General features: G+C 59.3%; 16 protein-coding genes and 2 tRNA genes. 12 read left to right on the plus strand and 6 right to left on the minus strand.

Going from position 1 to position 23,054, the window contains the following annotated elements:
* The 3 genes from JIN78_RS17340 to JIN78_RS12340 all read left to right on the plus strand — a co-directional run.
* Positions 1-209, plus strand: a 209-nt coding sequence (locus JIN78_RS17340) for a hypothetical protein (protein ID WP_234037974.1), incomplete at its 5' end; no start/stop codon positions are given.
* Positions 210-470: 261 nt separating this feature from the next.
* Positions 471-920 carry a transcriptional regulator MntR gene (gene mntR, locus JIN78_RS12335; RefSeq protein ID WP_307833003.1) on the plus strand — a complete coding sequence of 150 codons (450 nt, stop codon included), beginning with the start codon at positions 471-473 and terminating at the stop codon, positions 918-920.
* A 929-nt stretch (positions 921-1,849) separates the two neighbouring features.
* Entirely contained in the window at positions 1,850-6,514 is a 4,665-nt protein-coding gene (locus JIN78_RS12340) for a PVC-type heme-binding CxxCH protein (protein ID WP_200392283.1), read from the plus strand.
* 117 nt (positions 6,515-6,631) lie between these two features.
* On the opposite strand, the gene JIN78_RS12345 is transcribed toward JIN78_RS12340, so the two are convergent.
* Positions 6,632-9,133 carry an autotransporter-associated beta strand repeat-containing protein gene (locus tag JIN78_RS12345; protein ID WP_200392284.1) on the minus strand — a complete coding sequence of 834 codons (2,502 nt, stop codon included), beginning with the start codon at positions 9,131-9,133 and terminating at the stop codon, positions 6,632-6,634.
* A 553-nt stretch (positions 9,134-9,686) separates the two neighbouring features.
* Positions 9,687-11,684, minus strand: a complete 1,998-nt coding sequence (locus tag JIN78_RS12350) for a sodium:solute symporter family transporter (RefSeq protein ID WP_200392285.1) — start codon at positions 11,682-11,684, stop codon at positions 9,687-9,689.
* Between the two features lie 114 nt (positions 11,685-11,798).
* Between JIN78_RS12350 and JIN78_RS12355 the strand changes: the two genes are divergently transcribed.
* From JIN78_RS12355 to JIN78_RS12365, 3 genes are all read left to right on the plus strand, one after another.
* Positions 11,799-12,242 carry a 23S rRNA (pseudouridine(1915)-N(3))-methyltransferase RlmH gene (locus tag JIN78_RS12355; protein WP_200392286.1) on the plus strand — a complete coding sequence of 148 codons (444 nt, stop codon included), beginning with the start codon at positions 11,799-11,801 and terminating at the stop codon, positions 12,240-12,242.
* Positions 12,243-12,328: 86 nt separating this feature from the next.
* Positions 12,329-13,597 (plus strand): putative DNA modification/repair radical SAM protein, encoded by a 1,269-nt coding sequence (locus JIN78_RS12360; RefSeq protein WP_234037975.1) that lies wholly within the window; start codon positions 12,329-12,331, stop codon positions 13,595-13,597.
* Positions 13,598-13,604: 7 nt separating this feature from the next.
* On the plus strand, positions 13,605-15,089 hold the full coding sequence (locus tag JIN78_RS12365; protein ID WP_200392287.1) for a UdgX family uracil-DNA binding protein: 1,485 nt from the start codon (positions 13,605-13,607) through the stop codon (positions 15,087-15,089).
* Positions 15,090-15,091: 2 nt separating this feature from the next.
* Here the strand turns inward: JIN78_RS12365 and JIN78_RS12370 are convergent, their stop codons facing one another.
* The 4 genes from JIN78_RS12370 to JIN78_RS12385 form a co-directional block, all read right to left on the minus strand.
* Positions 15,092-16,684 carry an RtcB family protein gene (locus JIN78_RS12370; RefSeq protein WP_200392288.1) on the minus strand — a complete coding sequence of 531 codons (1,593 nt, stop codon included), beginning with the start codon at positions 16,682-16,684 and terminating at the stop codon, positions 15,092-15,094.
* Positions 16,653-17,279 (minus strand): HNH endonuclease, encoded by a 627-nt coding sequence (locus tag JIN78_RS12375; protein WP_200392289.1) that lies wholly within the window; start codon positions 17,277-17,279, stop codon positions 16,653-16,655. The genes JIN78_RS12370 and JIN78_RS12375 overlap by 32 nt, the downstream gene beginning before the upstream one ends.
* A 150-nt stretch (positions 17,280-17,429) precedes the next feature.
* Positions 17,430-17,502, minus strand: a tRNA-Lys gene (locus tag JIN78_RS12380).
* 100 nt (positions 17,503-17,602) lie between these two features.
* Positions 17,603-17,675: transfer RNA gene (locus JIN78_RS12385), tRNA-Ser, on the minus strand.
* A 903-nt stretch (positions 17,676-18,578) separates the two neighbouring features.
* Between JIN78_RS12385 and JIN78_RS12390 the strand changes: the two genes are divergently transcribed.
* The 6 genes from JIN78_RS12390 to zigA are packed head-to-tail and all read left to right on the plus strand — an operon-like array spanning position 18,579 to position 22,984.
* Positions 18,579-19,169, plus strand: a complete 591-nt coding sequence (locus JIN78_RS12390; RefSeq protein ID WP_200392290.1) for a hypothetical protein — start codon at positions 18,579-18,581, stop codon at positions 19,167-19,169.
* On the plus strand, positions 19,162-20,211 hold the full coding sequence (locus tag JIN78_RS12395; RefSeq protein ID WP_200392291.1) for a GTP-binding protein: 1,050 nt from the start codon (positions 19,162-19,164) through the stop codon (positions 20,209-20,211). Before JIN78_RS12390 ends, JIN78_RS12395 begins: the two co-directional genes overlap by 8 nt.
* Positions 20,208-20,444, plus strand: coding sequence for a GTPase (locus JIN78_RS12400; RefSeq protein WP_200392292.1), 237 nt, complete (start codon positions 20,208-20,210; stop codon positions 20,442-20,444). Before JIN78_RS12395 ends, JIN78_RS12400 begins: the two co-directional genes overlap by 4 nt.
* Positions 20,404-20,577, plus strand: coding sequence for a hypothetical protein (locus JIN78_RS12405; protein WP_200392293.1), 174 nt, complete (start codon positions 20,404-20,406; stop codon positions 20,575-20,577). The genes JIN78_RS12400 and JIN78_RS12405 overlap by 41 nt, the downstream gene beginning before the upstream one ends.
* The gene (locus tag JIN78_RS12410) at positions 20,574-21,779 is read left to right on the plus strand and encodes an NAD(P)/FAD-dependent oxidoreductase (protein WP_200392294.1); all 1,206 of its coding nucleotides are present in this window, start codon (positions 20,574-20,576) and stop codon (positions 21,777-21,779) included. The genes JIN78_RS12405 and JIN78_RS12410 overlap by 4 nt, the downstream gene beginning before the upstream one ends.
* The gene (gene zigA, locus JIN78_RS12415; protein ID WP_200392295.1) at positions 21,776-22,984 is read left to right on the plus strand and encodes a zinc metallochaperone GTPase ZigA; all 1,209 of its coding nucleotides are present in this window, start codon (positions 21,776-21,778) and stop codon (positions 22,982-22,984) included. Before JIN78_RS12410 ends, zigA begins: the two co-directional genes overlap by 4 nt.
* The last annotated feature ends 70 nt before the right edge of the window (positions 22,985-23,054 follow it).

Here is a 23,054-nt window from a genome sequence, read left to right on the forward strand (position 1 = left end):
AGGTCGCAGCCGGTTCAGGTTGGTTTCTCGTGAGCCGCATCTCGCGGCGGGGCGCGAAGCTAGTCACGAACCCGGCAGACGTCAACATCATTCCGTTCAAAAATCACCCTTTCGCCCCTTTCCCTGAGGAACAAAATAGCAAATTTGGTTTCACCGTCAGTATTTTAGCAAACAGGAAACATCCTAAAGGACTGGATAAGAGACTTTAATCATTATCTCACACCAATTCCTCCACTCGCTTTCGATTCGCAAGAGCTGAGAACGTTTTTAGCAAACCATTCCGAATTTGGGGCTGATTTCTAGCAAAGAGCGTGATTTAGCGGTTCAACACCGCAGTTTTGCGGCTCCCTTTTACCCTCGTCCGGGGTCCTCACCTTTAAGAAAGAGCCATTCTTGGAAACACCGGGTCCGCAAAATGGCACCGGCAGTGATTTGACTCGATTGGCAAAGTCACTAGGCTTCCCTCCATCGTGACTCGACCATCCTCCAGCAGCCCCGCCCGCATCGGCTCCATTGCGATGGAGGATTACCTCGAGCAAATCTCCGGTCTCATTGCCGAAAAGGGCTACGCCCGGGTGGTGGATATCGCGGAACGCCTCTCGGTCTCGCAGGCTAGCGTGACCAATATGATTAAGCGACTCGATGGCGAGGGGCTGGTGAACTACGAACGCTATCGGGGCACCACCTTGACCGAGCGGGGACAAGAAGTCGCCGACTACATCATCCGCCGCCACGACATCCTCACCCGCCTCTTGCAGCTTTTCGACATCGACGACGCTACCATCTACGACGACGTGGAGGGAATGGAACATCACGTGTCCAGTCCCACCATGCGCGTTTTTGAAGCTCTCGTCAGTGAGCTGGAGGCTTCTCCCGAAGCGGTTACCCGGATCCGGACCAAGTTGAAAAGTCAGGATTGAGCTGCTCTTCCCGAGTTCTTTTTCTCTGACCACCCTCTAGTGAAGTCATTATTAGAGTCTCAAGTGCAGATTCTCCCGGCTGAGCCTTTTGGTCTCCCTCTCAATCTATTTCCCCCTTTCAGCCCAGACTCCCTCTCCTCCCGATTGGCGATTCGGGAACCAACAAGTGGATAGCGCCACCTACTAGAGCCTCGTCTTCACCACTATTCCCGGGGTCGTTCATCGCCTCGAGCGCAGTCCGGATTTACAAAACTGGCAGACAGTCACGGAAGACATCACTGGTCTCGGACAGGACTACACCCTTGCTCTTCTGGAGATTGAACCCGCACCCTCCAACAGTCCGTCCCCCGGCTCTGGCCCACCCACCTCAAATCCGCCCGGATCGATTCGCTCGGTCTCCGTCGCTCTCCGCCCGGCCACCCCCTCCGGCATCGTGATTAGTTGGTTCGATAGCGCGGCAGGCCATACCCATGAAAGCTGGATCTCCGTGCCACTGGAGTCGCCACCACTTTTTTGCTTCCACCGAACCAGGTGCAGTCAGCGCGCGCTACTGGATCATGGAGCCACCGCATGGCTCAAATGACTACGTTCTTCATTCTCCCGCTGACCCCTGCAGCACTACCGCCTCTTGCGAACGACTTCCTTTTCACGAATGGCGACGACGTGGCCCGTAGTCCCAACACCAGCCTCATATTCGCCCATCCTCCCCCAAACACCATCAAAAGAACTAAGGGGAGAAGAGGCCAGAACACCGGACTGTCCAAAAGGACTTTGACCGCAGGATCGGCCCCATCGAGACATTCATGGTGAGGATACTACGAATAGAAACCCTCCCTCCTCAACTCCCATCCGAGAGCAAGCCCACAAAAATGCGGAAGGGAGAGAGCCCCTGAAGCGTAAGACGAAGCCAAGAGTCTTTTCTTTTCATCATGAATCGCTTTGCCCTGCTCCTGCCCTTGCTACTCTCCTTTTCCACCTTCTTTGCGGCCAAGCGAGATTGGCAGGAACAGGAGAAAAAGGGCTCTGCACCTTGGGAGACCCGGTGGCTGACCCGCGAATTCCATGCCGAGGGGGCCGGGGTGGGAGATATCGATGGAGATGGCACGGCCGACCTCTCCTACGGCCCCTTCTGGTGGGCAGGCCCGGACTACTCCCAGGTTCATCGCTTTGCCGAAGGGGGAGCGCTTGATGGTTCGCAAGGATACGCCAACAACTTTTTTTCCCACATAGTCGACGCCGACCGGGATGGTGACGGAGACATTCTCGTCATTGGCTTTCCCGGGCAGGAGGCTCGCCTCTATCGCAATCCCGGGCCCGCAAGCGAGGAGCCCCTCTGGGAAGTCTTTCCTATCGCGGAGATTATCAACAACGAGTCTCCACACTTCGTCGATCTCGCCGCTGGCGGGCTCCCCGAGCTGGTCTGCTCGCGGGACGGCGAATACGGCTACTACCAGGCCGGTGAAGATCCCTTTGCCAAATGGAAGTGGCAGGCGATCTCGGAGAAAGGAGACGCCGGCGGTCGTTACGAGCACGGCCTGGGCGTGGGCGATATGAACAGCGACGGCCTCGATGATGTGGTCGCCAGCCACTTTTGGTTCGAAAACCCCGGCACCCAAGGACTCTGGAAAAAGCACCGCTGGAATGAGGCCTCCTTTCCGGGAGGCTCCCAAATCCTCGTGCACGACTATGATGGCGATGGCGACAGCGATGTGGTGACCTCCCTCGCCGCACACGGGTATGGGCTCTCCTGGTTCGAGCAAACCGCACCCGGCCAATTCACCGCCCACGCCATCATGGGCGAAAGCTCCACCAACAATCCTTTCGGAGTTTGCTTTTCACAAACCCATGCCATGGCCCGGGCCGATATTGATGGCGACGGTCGCGAAGACTTCGTCACGGGCAAGCGCTACTACGCCCATCAGGGCAAGGACCCGGGCGGCTTGGAGGCTCCCGTGCTCTACTGGTTCCGCAACACGCCGACAAAAGAAGGAATCGAGTTCGTCCCTCACCTCGTTGACCAAGCATCCGGGGTCGGGGTCGAAATCAAGGTCGCTGATTTGAATGACGACCAACGCCCGGACCTGATCACCAGCAACAAACATGGATTGGCTCTGCATTTCCAAAAAGGGAAGAGTCCAGTCACGAGCAACCCCTCCTTACGCTGGAAAGTCCCCGCCGGCAGGCCGCAGGAAGACTATGGCTCGAATCTCACCCCGGAAGAAGCGCGCGACAAATTCGAACTTCCGGACGGCTTCACGATGGATCTCATTGCGGCCGAACCCGAAATCACCCAACCGATTGCGATAACTTTCGATGCCCGGGGTCGCCTGTGGGTGCTGGAGGGGCGCACTTATCCCGAACGAGCGCCGGAGGGAAAAGGGCAGGATCGGGTTGTCATTCTGGAGGACAAAGATGGAAATGGCAGCTTTGAATCCCGAACCGTTTTTGCGGAAAACCTCAATCTTGCCAGCGGGATAGCCGTCGGCTTCGGCGGGGTCTATGTCGGAGCAGCCCCCCATTTGCTCTTTCTTCCCGACCGGGATCAAGACGATCGTCCAGACGGACCGGCAGAAATCTTGTTAGATGGATGGGGTTACCAAGACACTCACGAAACGCTCAATTCCTTCACCTGGGGACCAGACGGTTGGCTCTATGGTTGCCACGGCGTCTTTACGCATTCACTCGTAGGCAAACCGGGAACAGCGGACGAGGATCGCACTCCTCTGAATGCAGCGGTCTGGCGCTATCACCCCGAGAGCCAGGATTTTGAGATTTTTGCCCATGGCACGAGCAATCCCTGGGGTCTCGACTTCGATGAGCACGGCGAATTCTTCATCAGTGCCTGCGTCATTCCCCACTTCTATCACCTCAGCCCCGGAGGCCGCTACCAGCGACAGGCCGGGCAGCACTTCGAGCCCTGGGTCTACGACGACATCAAGACCATCGCGGATCACGCCCATTACGCAGGAAAAATCAGCGACCATGCCTTTTGGGGGGACAACTTCACTTCGCGTCCGGCCGCGCCGGCGGACACCTCCGCGCTGGGAGGAGGGCACGCCCATTGTGGACTGGTCTACTATGATGCTCCCGAGTTTCCGCCTGCTTGGCGTCGACAGATGTTTTTCCACAACCTGCACGGCCACCGCATTGTCAGTGAAGCCATCGAGAAAAAGGGCTCTGGCTACATCGCCCGTCACCGGCCCGACTTTGCCCTTTCTCACAATCATCAGTTTGTGGGGGTTGCTCTCCTGCAAGGGCCCGATGGCGCGCTCTATTTCTCCGACTGGGTCGATTCCCAGACTTGCCACCACCGCGATGTCGAAATCTGGGATCGCAGCAATGGCCGCATCTTTCGCGCCCGCTATGGCGACGCCAAAAACACCACTCTCACTCTTCCCTCCCAGAGTGACAGCGAACTGGTCATCACCCTGGCCCACCCCAATTCCTTTCATGCCCGCCAAGCACAACGGCTCCTGCAGGAACGGAAGCACTTTGGCGCTCTTCATCGCGAAGAAACCGCCACCGCCTTGGAACAATTCGAACACACTCATGCCAAGCAGCCGGAGCTCTTGCTGCGCGCGCTATGGGCCCGCCACGTCGCTGGCCTTCTTTCCTCCGAGCAATTGCGGGAGACTCTTGCTCATCGGGACGAAACCCTCCGCGCTTGGGCTGTGCGCTTGGCCCCCGCCGACTCCGCATTCCACTCGGCCCTCACCAAAATGGCGCGCAACGAGACCTCCCTGCGGGTGCGTCGCTCCCTTGCCAGCAAGCTGCAAAGCCTTCCCGAAGAACTGCGCTGGAGCCTGGCGGAAGGGCTCAGCACCCACGAACTCAGTGCGCAAGACAGCAACATCCCCCTCCTCGTCTGGTATGGTCTCGCGCCCTTGTTGGAAAGCGACCCCGAGCGCGCCTTGGCTTTGGGAGAAAAGTCACCATGGCCACGCTTGCGCCAGTCTCTCTTCCGTCGCGCCACCGAAATTCCCGCTGGCCGCTCCGCTGTTATGAGCCGTTTGTCCCGCAGCAACAACGCAGCCGAATTCACTCGCCTGGCCGGGCAGCTCCTATCCGGCTTGGCGGGAGCGACCACCACGCCTCCGCCCCAAGGCTGGCAGGCGGCCAAAGAGCATGCCCGCACACTCGGCGACGATCCAGCCCTCGCCTCCATTCTGCGAGAACTGGGCACCCGATTCGGAGACGAGGAATTTTTTCCCCAGCTCCGGGCTTTGCTTGGCGACGAGACCAAAGACGCCAAAGCTCGCCTCCGGGCCTTGGAGCTTCTCACTCTAGGAGCCGATCCCAAGCTGGCCCCTGCTGCCCGCCGAGCGCTCTCCTCCCCACCCCTGCAAGAAGCCGCCGTCGCTGCCCTGCGGGATTTCCCGGGTCCCGAGACCGCCCGGGCCCTCGTTGCCATTCTGCCGGAACTCAGCCTTTCCACCCGCCATGCCGCCATCAATACCCTCGCCTCCCGAGCCGATATGGCCCTGATCCTACTCACTGCCATTGATGAAGGGGACCTCGACTCCGCTCTCCTCTCTCCCGTGATGCTGGATCAATTTGAGCGATTCGAGAACGAGGCTCTTTCCGCCCTCATCGCCCGGAATTGGAGCCGGGGCCAAGCCTTGCTGAGCCCGGAGGCCTTGGCCGAAGCCACCGCCCGCTGGGAACAAGTCCTCTCGCCCGACCACCTGGCGGCCGCCGATGCCTCCCGGGGACGTGAGGTCTTCGACAGAACCTGCGGAACCTGCCATCAACTTTTTGGGGAAGGAATCGCCCTCGGCCCCGACCTCACCGGCTCCAACCGGGCGGATTTGGGCTATTTGCTGGAAAACGTCCTCGCACCAGGCGCTATCGTTGGTAAAGCCTACCAGCTCAATATCATCACCTTGGCCGATGGTTCCACCCTCAGTGGAATGGTGACCCGTGAGTCCGCCCATCAATTCGAGCTCACCCTCCCCGGCGGCACCACGCGAGCTGTCGCCAAAGACGAAGTCACTAAAAGAGAAGAACTAACCCAATCTCTGATGCCAGCGGGATTATTCGAGACTTTGGAAATCCAGGAAGTCACCGACCTGGTGAAGTATCTCGCCAGCTCGCAACAAGTTCCACTTCCTTCCGAGAAGGACAAAAATCGCGCCATTCCCAAGCCCGCTCCAGGAGTGATTCGCTTGGAAGGCGAGGACTTGGTCTCGGCGGCCTCGACGGAGCACGGACAGGTTTCCGCCCAAGGGATGGGCGGCTTTTCTGATCACTGGAGCGGGGACAGCCAGCTGTGGTGGCGGGGCGCGAACCCCGGCGCCGTCCTCACGCTGAAAATCGAGGACTTGGCGGCGGGGACGAAAAAGCTCATTCTCTTTCCCACCACCGCCCGCGATTACGCCACAGTGCGCGTGGTCATCAATGGCCAGATCCGGGAAGTCGACCTCTACACCACCGAAGTTAAGCAGGGCCTTCCCTTGTATTTTCCAAACGTCACCATCGCCCCAAAAGAGCCACTGCAAATCGACATCCACTTGACGGGCAAGAATGCAGCCGCCGCGCCGGGCTACATGTTTGGCTTGGATCGCATCGAGATCGAAGAGAGCCGGGCAAAATAAAGCAGGCGCAAAAGCCAGGCAGAGCGCCTCTTTCCGCGGCCCTCCCCGGCAGCACCAAAAAAAGGCTCCCGGGGAAGGGAGCCTTTCTTGCTGAAATATCTGTTTTCCCGGGGAAAATCAGGGCACTTCGTAGAGCTGGTAGAAGGCTTTTTCCTCGGAAGGAGCCGCGTCCACGAAGGTGTTGGTGGCTGCTCCGGTGAAGGTGTCCCCGACATCGATGGTGAAGGGGCTGCTCAGGTCGGTGGACTTCTTCAGCTGATAAGTCGTTCCCGGGCTGAGGTTGATGAACGTCACTTCGAACCCGCCAGTTTCATTGAATCCGCAAGACTCAAGCGCCACTTCTTCCTCCGGCACCTCGAAGGGTTCACCCACAAAGAGCGTGTAGCTGGCTTCTTCAAAGGTCAGGTCCACCCCCTCATAAGTCAGCGTCCAAATGCCGGGGCTGCTCTCTGTGAAGGAGCGAGGCTCGTCAAAATCGCCCACTCCGAAGTTCTCGCCGAAGTTCACAGCCGCGAGGTGACTGTCATCAATCACCTTCCAGTAATTTCCTTCCGTCAAGTCCGCGTCGGAAAGATTGAAGGCAAGTTCGGCATTCAAAGTGAAAGTGCCGGTTCCTGTCGCGGCATCACCCGAGACCATGCCAATGGTGGCATTTTCGCGAGGATAGAACATCATGTAAGCAGTCTCCCCCACGACCTCGAAGGTGCCGTCCTCGACGACGGTATTGCCGCGATGCTCCACTCCAACCGTGAAAGTCTGGGTGCCCGTGCCCACCTTGCGGAGATTTCCGTCATGGTATTGCAACACCTCCCCGGTCTCTCCATCAATGTTGGCCGGAGTATTGGTGACCACGCCAGCAAAGGAGCCCGAGGCATCGCCCAAGCCGATCACTGCCTCCACATAACCGGCACCTGTGAAACCAGTGGAAAATTCTCCTGCCCCGGTCAGAGCCCCGAAGCGGACGTTTCCTTCCACTCCCGCAAAGACGGCTCCTTCGGCCACAAAGAGATCGGAAGCGTTGTTGGTCCAAATCTCGCTTCCGCCCGTGCCCCCGGCACTCCCCGTGAAGCGTCCTCCCAGAACTTCAATCAAGGAGCCCGCCGCCAGCTGGAAGTTACCGGTGGTGTAGGACAAATTGCCCGTGCCCGACTTCCGCAGGGTTCCTAGCCCCGTATAGACAATGGTGCCTCGGCGGCGTGCACTGCCTTCAAGGGCGATCTCCACCGTGGCTCCCGCCGAAATATCGACGGCGGAAGAGTCAAAGTGATTCGCCAGGACGAGGGTTCCACCCGAGATGTAGGATTGGCCCGTAAAAGTGCTGTTCCCGTTCAAAGTGAGCAGATTGTCTCCGGCCTTTTCAAAAATCCCCCCACCCGAGATGATGCCATCATAGGTGGTATCACCCGCGCTGGTGTCGTAGATGACTTCTCCGCTTGCCACGAGACTGGGCGAGCTCAAGATCGTCTGGTGAGTGTCGTCACCAAGCTGAAGAAAGTAATCAGCTCCGATCACGGTGTTTCCCTCGTAGATATGGGTGCCAAGAAGGGTCAAAGCTCCGGTCCCAGTGGCCTCCAGGTGAGTGGCCGCCCCTACGATTCCCGAAGAATCGGTACTTGTGATGGTGTAATCGACACTGTCATTCACAAAGGACAGAATGCTCGCTGTCGGCTGGGCATCTGCCGGGATGGTCAAGTCAGTGGTCGCCACCGCAGTGCTGGTATCATTGGCGAAATATTCATCCGCGAAAGTCGCCAAGCCCCCATTGGCATTGACGTTGTTCAGATTGCCCGGCTCCAGTGCAGCCGCCGGATCGTTCAACGCAAAATTGTTGGTAAGGTTGTCCAGGCTGCCGTCCGTCAATCCCGTCCAATACTTGGGCTCGGGATCGGGATCGGGCAGGATTTCGCCAATAGCCCGCAACTGGATGGCATTGATGTGGATACGCCCGTTGTCACTGAAGGTGGTGCCTCCATTGTTCGAACCCAATTGCTCGAAAGATTGCACGGAGGAATCGGCGGTGAAGGTGCCAATGATGTAATCGCCCTGCTCAGGTCCCTCGGGATCATTTTCGGGTTCGACAGGGGAATTGTTCAGCTCGAGAACTCCCGCCAACTGGACATAACCCTCGTCTTCCGCAGGAAGCCCATTGCTCAATGCGGTCTGAAAATTGCGCGTGCGACTCGTCCGGGCATCATTGGAGAAAACCTGGATTTCATACTCTTGACCCACCACCAGATTGGTGAAGGTCGTCACGGCAGGAGTCGTAGAGGAACCCCAAAATCCGCTCACAATCAGATCAGAAAGCTCGTCGACCTCAGTATTTGGCAGGGAACCTCGAGCAAAAGCCCCATAAGTGCCGGTAAGAGTGGTCTGGAAGGGAAGCAGAGTCGTCGAGACGGCAGGTGGATTGGCCACCCCTTGAAAAGTGACGCCATTGACTGTGAAGTCGGTGCCGGAGGATGCATTGATGGCCAGACGCAACTCGCCATTGGTGGAGACATCGCTGTCGCCACTCATGTCCATTGACGACTGCCAAGTGATCTCCGCAGCTTGCCCCGGGAGGGAGGCGAAGACGAGAGACATCAAGGAAGCCCCAAGAATTCGGTTCGGATTTTTCATGATAGATTGGTTAGGGATGGGAAGCCGCCGAGGAAGGCGGTCAGTCTCTAAAGAAATAAGGGAAGCCTTTTTTGAGTCAAAAAATAACAAATTCTGCCCCCTTCCATCGGCTCGATTCTGGTGGTTTCGGCCCCTCCCAGGACTCGCCGCTGCTCCTTCGCTGAGAAAATCCGCCGCCCAATTTTTCCCAATTTCGGAAAGGCCTCCCTCTTGAACAAAGACTATTCTCAGCACTGCCCGGCCCCAACCAACAAGAACAGAAACAACTATAAATAAACTTTTTATGAGTCATACTTCACCTGCCAACAACTTGACCGATCCTGAATCACACCAACCTCCAGACGACGAGTTCGCGAGCGAGAGGTTTTCTTTTCTACCAACGCCGACGACACGCCCTTTTTAGTCAACTGGGAAACTATCTTCCCGCCCCTTTAGAGCCCCAATTTGACGAAAAAAGACAAGAGCGATTCCCCCTCGCCACAAAAAAGCCCCGGGATGGCCCGGGGCTTTTGCGAAGATTCGATGCCTTTGACGGCGAAAGCCAACGATCGCTTTACCAGAAGATGGCGTAGAGGGCGATGGTGGCCACAATGACTCCAATCCCCACCATCTTGGCCCCTTTAGAGGACTCCAAGGCGATGACTTTGTTCTCGGGCATTTCCACCGGATGGGCCAATGGCCGCAGCTTGGTCAACACCCCGCCCACGATGAGAACGAGGAAGAAGCAAATGGCCATGCGATCGAGGAAAGCCATTTCCTCCGAATACCAGAGGCCATTCTTGGTGAGCACTGGCCCGATGAACCACTTGAGCGCGCCGTAGGCCACGACATTGGTGACGATGCCCACCACGCCGAAGAAGCGGGGAGTGCGGGGCGAGAAGAAGCCCAGGATGAAGACAGCCAGAATACCGGGGGAAATGAAGCCCTGGAACTCCTGAATGTAAGCGAAAATACTGGTGAAGTTATCGAGTTTGGGGGCCAGCAGCGCGGCCAGAATCACGAAAAGAACCACGAAGATCCGACCCACTTTCACGAGATGATCAGAGTCCTTGTTGCCAGTGAAATTCGAATACAAATCCATGGTGGCAATGGTCGACGCCGAGTTCAGCATGGAGGCCAGGGAGCTGATCACCGCGCCACAGAGCGCCGCCAGCACAAACCAGGAAATCCACGGCATGGGGCTGATGAGATTGCGCACCAAAACCGGGAAAGCGGCATCATAGTCGTAGGCTTTGAGAGTCGAGGAGCTGCCCAGAGTGGAGTCCTTGTCCTTCTTCTTCTGCTCATCAAGCTTGGCCGCCAAACCATTGATTTCAGCCGCTTTTTCTGCCGGGGTCACACCCTCCATCACCAGATTGGGGGTGCCCAAAAGGGTCGCATTGGTGACAAAGGCTGCCCGGGCATGCTCAGGCTCCAGCTCGACGAACTTCTCCTGCACGGTGAAGTAGTCGCCCGGCTTGGCGTCTGCCAGGAAGGTCTCATTCTTGGCCATCGCGGAGCTCCGCAAGTCGCCGGAAAAGAGGTTGAAGGCCAGAATGCCGGGAATGACCACGATGAAGGGAATAATCAGCTTCAGGGCAGCGGCAAAGACGATCCCCTTCTGCCCCTCGGCGAGAGATTTGGAGCCCAAGGTCCGCTGCACGATGTATTGGTTGAGACCCCAATAGAAGAAGTTGGGAATCCAGAGTCCGACGAGGAGGGCCGTCCAAGGGATGTCAGAATCCTCTTTGGGACGCACCATGTGGACTTTACCGCCCGAGAGGTTGTCGCCATTCCGCGCCACAGCCTCGCCGTTTTTCCCATCATTGAGCAACATGAAGCGCTCCCAAGCCCCGGCCGACTCGATATCGGCCGCCGTCGCGTCGGAGTTCTCCACTTTGGTCAAGATCAGCTCCTCGGCAGGCTTATCCGCCAGAGTGGAAAAGGCGAACCACATCACGATAGCTCCTCCCAGGATGAGGGCCCCGCCCCAAATCAGGTCGGTCCAGGCACAAGCTTTGAGACCACCAACAAACACATAAACCGCAGCCAGGGCGGCGATGGCCCAGCACATGGCGGTCAAGTTGCTGATCACAGGCACATCGTTGTAGTATTCCGAAACAAATTTGGCTCCGGAGAAAATCACAGAAGAAGTGGTCACGAATACCAAAGTCACAATCGCCGGGATAGCCATCGCCAGTCGAGCAGTGCCATCGAAGCGGTACTGCAGAAACTCTGGAATGGTGTAGAGGCCGGACTTGAGGAATCGCGGGAGGAAGAAGAAGGCCACGAGCACGAGGGTGACCGCCGCAATCCACTCATAAGAAGCGATTGCCATCCCCAGCCAGTCCGCCGCCGAGCCCGACATCCCCACGAACTGTTCCGTCGAGATATTGGCCGCGATGAGGGAAAAGCCCACCAGCCACCAGGTCAGGCCCCGGCCCGCGAGGAAGTAATCGGCGGCCTCTCCGCCAGCTTCACTTTTTGATTCGTCTTTTTTGGCTTTCCAAATTCCCAGGGCAATGACGCCGACGACAGCGACAATGAATAGGATAACTTCAACAGCTTGCATAAGTTGGATTTTGTGTGTTGCGCACTCGCATGGCCTTGCCACGGAGTGTAGGACACTCTAGCGGGTGCGACTTACGCTTGGAAAGGGTGAAATTTAGCGCCAATCTCCCCTCCTGTGACCCATCGCCTTCTCGTGGTCGGAAAACCGGCCCTCCCCTTTGCCAAAAACGGCCTCAACGACTACCTGCGCCGCCTCCAACGCTACGGCAAATACTCGCTGGAAACCCTCAAGGACGGCCCCGCCGAGCAGGTTTCCCAGCGCCTGCTGGCGGCCAGTGAGCGGAGCTTCCGCATCGTCCTCGACGAGCGCGGCCAGTCCCCCACCACCCGCCAACTGGCCGATCTCATGAAGTCGTGGATTGAGCGCCCCGACATCAAGGAGATTTCCTACCTCATCGGGCCCTCCGATGGCCATCTCCCCGCCACCCGCGCCGCCGCCGACTACACCCTGGCGCTGTCCAGCCTGGTGCTGCAGCACGAGCTGGCCACCCTCATGCTGGCTGAGCAACTCTACCGCCTGGCCACTATCCACGCGGGGACGCCCTACCACCGCGATTAAAGAGCACAAAACTTCCCCTGCCCGCATTTTCAAACTTGCCAGAAAGAAACTTTTGAACAACTATTCAAAAGTTCCTCCCGCTCGTTTTGATTCTGCATAAAAAACTCTCCATCCTCGCAGACGCGGCCAAATACGATGCCTCCTGCTCCAGCAGTGGCGGCCAAAAGCGCGATTCCACCGGCCCCGGTTCCTCCGCGCTGGGCTCCACGGGCGGAGCCGGTATCTGCCACAGCTACACCCCGGACGGCCGCTGCGTTTCCCTCCTCAAGATTCTCCTCACCAACGCCTGCATCTACGATTGCCACTACTGCATCAACCGGCGCTCCAGCAACACCCCGCGCGCCCGTTTCACCCCACAGGAGGTGGTGCAGCTCACTCTCGACTTCTACAAGCGCAACTACATCGAGGGGCTCTTCCTCAGCTCGGGCATCATTCGCAACCCCGACTACACCATGGAGCAAGTGGTGGAAGTGGCCCGCTCCCTGCGGGAAGACCACCACTTCCGCGGTTACCTCCATCTCAAGACCATTCCCGAGGCCTCTGCCGGGCTCATCGAAAAGGCCGGTCAATACGCGGACCGCATCAGCATCAATATCGAACTTCCCACCCAGCAGAGCCTCAACACCCTGGCCCCCGAGAAAAACCTCCGCCGCACCCGCCAGGCCATGGGGGGCATCCGCCTGCGCATTGAGGAGAATCAGGAAGCGCGCCGCGACAAGACCGTGCGGGAGGGCCAACGACCCGCCCCCTTTTCCCCCGCTGGTCAATCCACCCAAATGATCATCGGAGCCGACGATTCCTCCGATCACGAGATCCTTCATCGCAGCAACGAACTTTATAGTAGCTACAAGATGCGCCGGGTCTACTACTCGGCCTTCAGCCCCATTCCGGATTCCTCCCCCCTTCTGCCCGCCAAGTCCCCACCCCTCGTGCGCGAGCATCGCCTCTATCAAGCCGACTGGCTCCTCCGCTACTACGGCTATTCCGTGGGAGAAATCGCAGATGAGAAAAACCCCTCCCTGGACTTGGAGCTCGACCCCAAGCTCTCGTGGGCTCTGCGCAATCGCAGCCTTTTTCCGGTCGATGTCAATCGGGCCGCCCGGGAGGATCTGCTGCGCATCCCCGGCATTGGCGTGCGTTCCGTGCAGCGCATTCTCTCCAGCCGCCGCCATCATCCCCTGCGCCTTGAGCACCTCCAGCGCCTCGGAGTTTCGCTGAAAAAGTGCCGCCCCTTCCTCACCACCCTCGACTACTCTCCCGCCCCCAGCTTGCTGGAAAGCGAGCAACTGCGGCGCCACTTCCTCCCCCCGCCCGCCCAACTGGAACTCGACTTCGCTCCCTCCGAAACCGCTTGAAGCCCCCATGATCACGCGATTCATTCGACCCGAACTGGCTTCCTGGCGCGAGGCCGCCCGGGATTTGCTGTTGCAACAGGTGCCCCCGGGCGAAGTTCTCTTCGATGACGGCAGCGCCACCGCCTCCCTTTTTCTCGCGGAAGAAACAGCGGCCTACTCGTCCCGACCCCATTATAACCCCAGGGACTTGCCCGATCTCCGCATCCCCCAGCGCTTCCTCGACCTCGCCACCTTGGCCAGCTGCCACCGCGAGGCGAATCGGTGGAACCTGCTCTACGAAGCCGTTTACCGTCTCAATCACGGCGAACGACATCTCTTGGGCAATCAAGCCGACCCGGCGGTGCGCACGCTCTCCCGCCTGGCCAAAGCGGTCTCGCGCGACCGCCACAAAATGAAAGCCTTCGTTCGCTTTCGCAAAGTGGGAGAACATCCCGACAGCGGTCGCGAGCAATTCGCGGCCTGGTTCGAGCCCGAGCACCACATCGTCGAACTCACCGCTCCTTTTTTTGCCAAACGCTTCGCCTCTTTCGACTGGTCGATCCTCACTCCCGACCGCTGCGCTCATTGGGAGAAGGAAAAGCTGCACTTCACCGCCGGAGTGGAGGTCGGCGCCGCCCCCGCCGATGACGAGCTGGAGGAATTCTGGCGCACCTACTACGCCAGCATCTTCAATCCCGCCCGCCTCAAACTGCAGGCCATGCAAAGCGAGATGCCCAAGAAATATTGGAAGAATCTCCCCGAAACGCCCCTCATCTCCAGGTTGACCGCCAGCGCCTCGAACCGCTCCAGCGAGATGGTCGAGAAAGGGCCGAATCACGAGCGGGGGCACGTCTCCGCAAACACCCCGCGAGGCGCCCTCCATCCCGACACGGACCAGCCCGGACTCTCGCCCGTCGCAGCCCTCGCCCAAGCGCACGACCTCTCCCTGACTCAGATTGACGAAGCCGCCACCGCCTGCCGGTCCTGCCCCCTCTACGAAGCTGCCACCCAGACCGTTTTTGGCGAAGGCCCCCCCAACGCCCGCGTCATGGTCATTGGCGAACAACCCGGGGATCAGGAGGACATTGCCGGAAGACCCTTCGTCGGCCCGGCAGGAAAACTCCTCGACCGGGCCCTCGAAACCGCAGGCCTGGACCGCAAGGCGCTCTACCTCACCAACACCGTCAAACATTTCAAATTCAAGATCCAAGGAAAGCGACGCCTCCACGAGCGCGCCAACGCGGAAGAAATCCATCACTGCAAGCCCTGGGTCCTCGCCGAAATCCTTAAAGTCAAACCCGAGGTCATCGTCTTGTTAGGAAACACCGCTGGCCAAGCACTCCTCGACCCCAGCTTTCGGGTTCTCAAGAATCGTGGTCCCATCAACGCCCCTCATCTCGCCCCCCAAGTCGTCGCCACCATCCACCCCAGCTACCTGCTCCGCCTCCCCGACCCCGCCCAGGCCGACGCTGAATTCCAACAATTCGTCACCGACCTCAAGCTGGCTCTCTAGTCTCAATCCTCCCATTGGCTCAGGTCTTGTTTCGTGCGGCGGCGGTCGGCGCGGTGCTGGATTTGGCGCTTTTGCTTGGGGGTGAGTTCCTCGGCTTTGATCTCTTTCCAACTGCGGCCCGAACTCCCGGCCATGATGCAGCCCAAGGGACGAATCTCGGCCACGATCTCCGCGAGCCCGAATTCCGCAATCTGCGCCCGCACCTGCTCCGCATCCTTGTAGGCCACGGGCGACTCACTCAGATCAGGCTGTCCACAGAACCAACGGACATCAATCCCCTGGGTGTGATGCTCCAAGACCTGGCGGCGGGTGGCGGCATCGGGGTAACGGCGCATCAACTTGGTGCGGGAAATATTACGGCCCGCGCCATGGGGAGCGAAGGAGAGGAACTCTTCGTTATCACGACCCAAGACCATCAAAATGGGCTCCGCCATGTTCAGCGGAATGAGGCCTAACAGCGGCCGCCCTCCCGCATCCTTCCACGCCGGAGTCGCTCCCTTGCCATGCAAAAAAAGGTCGCCGCGTTGCCAGACGAAATTGTGCTCATTGCCGAAAGCCGCCACTTTTTCGGCCCCGATTCGTTCCAAAAAGCGCTCATGAATGGCCTCGTGATTCGCCTTCGTCCAACGGGAGACATATTGCAAAGCCTCCCAATAGTGGCGGCCCTCCGACGAACGGGCATCCAACCAGGCCCCGGCCTCGGGAACATGATCTCCCACCTTGGCGGTGTGCTTGAGGGCGACCCCTTGGCCCCGCTTGTAGAGGTGCGAGCCGATGCTGCGCGAACCATGATGAGTCACCAACACCCGCAGCTTCCGGGGCTGAGGCCTTCGGCGGCCGTCCGTGGCTGCCGCTTCCAGCGGCTCCCCTGGCTCCCCGGCCAGCTCATTGGCAAGCACCCCGTAACCGACCTTCCGCAAACTCTCAATGAGGTCTTCATCCACCGTCACCTCACCGAGAAAGGCGAAGTGATTGCCATCCCCCTGGTCCGCGATGTGAATCACCCCCCGCTCCCGCAATCCAGAAAGAAAAGGGTTGTCCCAGACATCCTCATCGAGAACCGGATGCGGCACGAGGTCATCATAGTGCCGCCCCCCGGGTCCGAAGCGGGTTGCGGTAGTGAGACTATCCAGCTCATTGGCCACGCTACTACGCTCCTCGTAAAAAGTAGCGAACAGCGAACAACAGATATCCGCGGAGTGCGCACTGGGAATGATGGCATTCTCCACCGCGATCACCCCACCGACAGGAATGACCGCCGGGCGGGGGCTGGTCGGACAGGCGTCGGGCATCACCGCCCCGCGCGCGATGACGGGCACCTTCATCAATTGCTCCATCTTCTTGCGCACGGCAGCGACATTCTCTTTCTCTTCCTTACTTTCTCCCCGAATGGCTTCGGAGAAGGGAGCGGGCCTTTCCCGCATCTTCACCTTGGGTTCCGGGGCGCCGAAATCGCGGGAGAGCAACTTGAAGAGATACTTCCGGTCGCAGACTCCGCGTTCCTGCAGCGCGCGCACCTTCTCCATCATCTCCTCCAGCTGGGGGCCCTTGGGCCAACCGGCCTCAATGAGGTCCTTCTTTTTGAGCGTTTTCATCTTCTGACTTGTTGGCGGGAAGGAAGTAGTTCCACTCCGCGATTTGATACGAATTTTCTAGTAAATGAGTCACGGGCACCACGGCCGGACGCTCCGGACGCCGGAGCAGGGTCAATCCCGCTTCCTGGGGGGTACGGGCGGCCTTGCGGTTGTTCACCACCCGGTCCGAGAGCACGCAGTTTTCCCAAGAGGTCTCGCCGCCCCGCGACTGCGGAATGACGTGGTCGATATTGCCTTCGCCTGCTTTGAGCACCCGTCCGGTGTATTGGCACCGGCCTCCATCGCGCTGCCAGAGACCCCGCAGCGAAAAACGGGGGCGCTTGAGGGGGACCCGGTCAAAGGAGCTCAGCACCATCACCAGAGGGATCCGGATGGGGCCGCTCACAGTTCCGACCGCGAAGTCATCCTCCCGCACCGGTAACCGAACCCAGTCCTCCCAAGGAACGGGCACCATCCAGTCGGGACCGTGGATATCGAGACCCACCGCGCCCTCCGCCATCATGGCGGCAAAGGCCTCGGCCGGCGTCACGGTATTGATCGCTTGCCAATTCCGGTTGAGCACCAGCACGATCGATTTATGAATTACGGTTTTCATCGTTCTCAATTTGAGCTTCTTGCAACCTCCAGAATCATCGCAAGGTGCGCCGCTCTTCCCGGGAGTTTGTTCCTGAACAAGGGGCAAGTGGCGGGCAGACTGAGACCGTCCACCCGCCACCACACACACATCATGGCCAGCAGGAAAAAGTGGGTCCGCCGGGCCTCGAACCCGAATCGACCGGTTAAAAGCCGGTTGCTCTCGCCATTTGAGCTACAGACCCGAAAAGCTTTGGGGGGACCAACGGGATTCGCACCCGTTCCGCGACAATCACACTGTCGAATGCTGCTGATACACCATAGTCCCCACTTCTGAAAAAGGGGTTGCGGGGGACGGAATCGAACCGACGGCGAAAGGCTTATGAGACCTTCCTGAGATACCAACACTCACCCCGCTCCTTGGAAAAAGACCCCTGACCAACGCTCTCCAGGAACAAACACCGTCACCGTTCTCCCGAACCGTGGCCGCAGGAATTTCTCGGCGGACCTTGCGATGTTTCTCCAGGCACATCTTTTCCCTCGCCTTCCAGGCCCGAAAACAAGCACGACAAGCCCTTAACTCAACTCATCATCGAGTTAAGCTTACTCTGCCGAAAACACTATCTCTTCGCGCCCTGACTTCAGGCATCAGTTCCACGGAGTCGTGTCCGGTCATGCTGTCGGAAAAAGCCCCGGCAACGGCCGCAGGCTTTCCTCGTTTTCAGGATCTATTTTTTCATTCGCAATGGCATCCCTCCTTGTTTGGGGAGCGAGGGCGCTCCTCTTTGCATCGTTTTTTGATTGAATGGTTGAAAGCTGGGGGCACAAAAAAGCCCTGATTCCCAGGAGGAAGCAGGGCGACGAAAGAGACTGTTAATCAGCCAATCACATCATCCCACTTTCCTTCACGGCCAAACCTTTTGGCAGATGGCAAAAGGTCTTTCGCGCGCTCTTGGGGCTTGCCGAAGCCTCCATTTTTCCTCGATGGAGAGGCCCTGCCAGGAGGTCCCCGACCCATCCACGAAGATCGCTCGTCGGCGCCAAAACTACGGCGCTCGGCGAAGTGGAGACTATGGGGTTGGGTGAATAAGTCATGATTGAAACAGACCTCCTTTCAAATTGCCGCCTTCGTGACGACGGAGAAACATTTAGTTAACCCTCCAACAAACGTCAACCTATTTCTTTATCTTTTTTCCGAAGCCCTGCTTTCATTCCGGTCCGGAATTGCCGTCCGTGCTCCAGCGAGCGAATTTTCTCCAGCCCCTTCGCCTTTTATTGCAATTTTGTTGCGTTACTAGAAAACGCCACTAAATTGCAGGAAATGACCGATGCTCACCACTCCATCCGTCCTCTCCTCTTCCGGGATCTCGCTGACGGAATCCAGCAACAGATGTATTTCTGGGGTCAGGACGTTCTTCGCCCGGAAGGAAATTTTCTGGTCGCCCAGGGCTTTGCGCGCAGTCCGTCGACGGGCTTGCCGGGCACCAGTTGCTATCGCCGCGCGTGGCAGGGCGGGCACATCGAGCTCTATGGCTCCTGCGCCGGCTGGTATGGCGCTCGAGGAGGCTTCACCTTCATTCGCCCTTGGAAGCGTTGTGCCCGGTGGAAGGACGGAGCGACCACTCCCATCCCGGGGAGCTGGCAAAGGGAGCTCATCGACTTCACCACCAGCGGGGCGGATCTCTACGCGGCCTCTCTTCCTTTTCTTGACTGGCTCATCTCGCACGAATTCGCCGTTCTCTCCCGTTTCGGTCGGGCCTATCGCCAGAACACCTACTGGAAGTATAGTAAAATCCCCAAAGCTAAAGCCTGGCTCCCTCCGCAGGCGGCTTTGCAATGGTTCCAGGCTTACCGGGAACAACCCGATCAGCTGCCCCGCCCCAAACAGCTTTTAATTGCAAGCCATGGATAAGCCTCTCTCCCCCTCCTTACCATCGCTCCCGCCGGTGGCTGCGGTGCGCCCCCTACTGATGCTCACCGGATTCCTCGGTGCCGGGAAGACCACTTTCCTCCGTGCTCTTCTCGGCGACCTCACCGCGCGAGGGCATCTCGCCGATGTCATCCTTAACGACCGGGAAGATGCCCGGCTCGATCAGGCCGCCTTGCAGGATCACGCGGCTTCCGTGGAAGCCCTCACCGGTTCCTGCGTTTGCTGCGAGGGCACCGAGGAACTCTGCGACCTCATCCTCAGGGCCTCACAGAGTCCCCGGCGGGTGCTTTTATTGGAGTTCAATGGCACGGCCGATCCCATTCCCCTGCTCGAGACCTTTACGCTCTTGGAGAATAAATTCTGTCTGCGCCCGCGGTGGCAGGTCTGCATCCTGGATGCCCGCCACTTTGGCCGCCGGGGTCGTTTCGATGATTTGGAAAAGCTCCAGCTTGAGACCGCGAGTCATTACTTTCTCTCCCGCACGGCCGATCTCTCTGGCAAGGAAGAGCTCCGCCTGGAGAAAGCCATCCGCGCCATCAACCCGCAAGCCAGTCGCGCAACGCCCGCCACCTTAGCGGATTCTCTCAGCGAGGTGATCCGTCGCAACCGGCGCCACACGGTTTCCACCCGCCACCCCGCGGCCCGCCAGCCGGGCGGCAACTTTCGCCTCTCCCCCGCGCCAGCAGAGAAACACGTCGACCGCCATCGCCTCGCGCACGAGTTCACCGGATGCAACCTCCTCCTCCCGCCCGTCCTCCCGGCGGGGCGAATCACCCACTGGTTGCAGCAGCTGCCCGTCTCGGTCATTCGCGCCAAGGCCCTTGTCACTTTGGACACAGATCCAGATTGCCGCTTTCTTTTCGAGCGGGTCGGCATGGAGGTCAGCCCTTGGCCCCTACCAGTCAGCGGCATCAGCAAAGCCCCCTGCTCCGGTCTCTTCATCGGCCCGGATCTTCAGCCCGAGGCCCTTCTCCAGCTCACTCGCGAGCATCTCGATCCCGATTGCCACTTTGCCCACCCATGACACTCGCCGCCTCTCCTTCTCCTGCGAAAGAAAACCAAAAAGGAACCTCCCCTCGTCCCGCCCCCCTCCACACCTACGTGGTGTGCGGGGGGGAAAGCGTGGGCAAAACCCAGCTCCTCGCCTCCCTCACCGGCAAGCAACCCCTGCCCGAGAACTACCGGGGCTCGACCACTGTCTGCGAAACCTACCGCGATGGAGACCTCCGCTGGACCGATACTCCGGGCCTTTTGTGAAGAACGCCTCGCCGTCCTGGAGGACGAAACGGTCGCCGAAACCCGCGCCTTCATCCAGTCCTTCGGAGCCCCCTATCACCAGCAAGTCGTCACCTGGTTCCGCCAAGCCCTCACCGAACAAAAAGAAGCATGAGTTCTCCCGCCATCACCCGAACCCGCGTCCTCATCGTCGGGGCCGGTCCCGCTGGTCTCGGCACGGCCCTCGCCTTGAAAAAAGCCGGGGTGAGCGATCCCCTCGTCGTCGATGCCCGCGAAGTCGGGGCCGCCTTTCGCGCCTGGCCCAAGGGCATGTCGCTCCTCACCCCTTCCTTCTTTGGCAACGCCTTTGGCCTCACCGACCTCAATTCCATCGACCCCGACTCCTCGCCCGCCGACTTTCTCCACACCCAGCATCCCACTGGCGCAGGCTATGCCCACTATCTGGAAGCCGTCGTGGCCCACTTCCAAATCCGTGTCCGCACCGGCGTTGCAGTCACCACGGTGGAAAAGAACACCGCAGGCTTCGTGGTCGAGACCTCGCAAGGCCCCATCCACGCCGACTTCCTCGTCTGGGCGGCCGGGCAATTCTTCTCTCCCCGCGAGCGGGACTTCCCCGGCTCCCAGCACGCCCTCCACAGTTCCCGGGTGAAGGACTGGTCGACCCTCGCAGGCGATCACTTCACCATCATTGGCGGCTACGAAAGCGGAATCGATGCCGCTCTCAACCTCGTCAACAACGGCAAATCGGTCCGCCTCATCTCCCGGGGAGAGCCCTGGGCCTCGGACCATCCCGATCCCTCCCGCTCCCTCAGCCCCCGCACCCTGGACCGCTTGCGCGAATTACTCAAAAGCCCCGAGAAAGCCCGCCGCCTGGAGTTCATGAAGGACACCACCATTCACCGCATCGAGGCGGGCGACGGCTTCTGGACCCTGCGCGATCAAGACGACATCCCCCTCGCCGCGACGACCCGACCCATCCTCGCCAACGGCTTCGAGAGTGGTCTCGGCATTGTCAGCGAGCTCTTTGCCCACAATCGCCACGGCAACCCCATTTTCACTGAAGAGGCAGACGAATCCACCCTCACCCCCGGTCTCTTCTACAGTGGACCGGCTCTCGTTCACCGCAACGCCCTCTTCTGCTTCATCTACAAGTTCCGCGCCCGTTTCGGCGTGGTGGCAGGAGAGATTGCCCGGCGCCTCGGGGTCCCCGGGGTCGAGGAGAACCTCCAATCCTACACCAAGGCCGGCTTCCGCAACACCGACCTCGATTGCTGCACCACCTGCGAGTGCGCCATCGAGCCCGACGAGTCCGCCCAAGCCCAGACTCCGCAACCCGCCTCCTTCGCCCAAGCATGAGCCCCTCCTTCCAAAAGCTGCCAGTCACCGTCCTCTCCGGCTTCCTGGGCGCGGGAAAAACGACCCTTCTCAACCACATCCTCCGCAATCGCGAAGGAAAGCGAGTCGCCGTGATCGTCAACGATATGTCGGAGGTCAATATCGATGCCGACCTCGTGCGCAATGGCGATGCCTCGCTCTCCCAAACGGAGGAAAAAATGGTCGAAATGTCCAATGGCTGCATCTGCTGCACCCTGCGCGAAGACCTTCTGCTGGAAGTGGGCAAACTCGCCCGCGAAAACCGCTTCGATCACCTCGTCATCGAATCCACCGGAGTCTCCGAGCCCATGCCAGTGGCCGAAACTTTCACCTTCGCGGACGAAAACGGCCAATCCCTCGGCGACCTCGCCCAAATTGATACCATGGTCACCGTAGTCGATGCCCCCAATTTCCTGCGCGACTACGCCAGCTCCGATTCTCTTGAGGACCGCGATCAGGCCGTGGGCGAGGGAGACGAGCGCACCATCGTCGATCTCCTCAGCGACCAGATCGAATTCGCCGATGTCATCCTCGTCAACAAAAGCGATCTCGTCAGCGAAGCCGAGGTCCACAAAGTCCACGGCATGATTCGGGCCCTCAATCCCCAAGCCGTCATCCACGATACCGTCCAGTCCCAGGTTCCTCTCAATTCCGTCCTCGGCACCGGACTCTACAATCCCGATCGAGCCGCCGGCCACGAGGGCTGGCTCGATTCGCTTACCGAGCACACCCCCGAGACGGAAGAATACGGCATTGCCAACTTCATCTACGAGCGCCGCATTCCTTTCCATCCCCAGCGTTTCTATGACTGTCTGCAAAAAGAATGGCCCGGTGTCATCCGCTCAAAAGGCGTCTTCTGGCTCGCCACCCGGCTCAAGCTTGCGGGCTTCTGGTCCCAGGCCGGAGCGGTGGCCCACCACCAGTGCGCCGGCTACTTCTGGGCCGCCGTCCCCCGCTCACAATGGCCCGAAGATTCCACCCACATCGAGCGGGTCTGGAAGGGAGAGAACGGCGACTGCCGGCAGGAAATCGTCCTCATCGGGCAAAACATGGACCGCGAAGCCCTCACTGCCATGCTCGATCACTGCCTCCTCAGCGAGGACGAATTGGCAAGCCAAGTGAAGTGCTGGCCCAAGAAATTCCCCGATCCCTTTCCCAAATGGAAGATGGGAGTGCGGGGTTTCTGAGGCCAAGGGGAGATTTTAGCTGATGAAATGAGCAAGTTTCAGGGTCTGCAGGGCGGAAAGGAAGGGGGCA

It is taken from the genome of Roseibacillus ishigakijimensis, assembly GCF_016595415.1.
Lineage (GTDB): Bacteria > Verrucomicrobiota > Verrucomicrobiia > Verrucomicrobiales > Akkermansiaceae > Roseibacillus > Roseibacillus ishigakijimensis.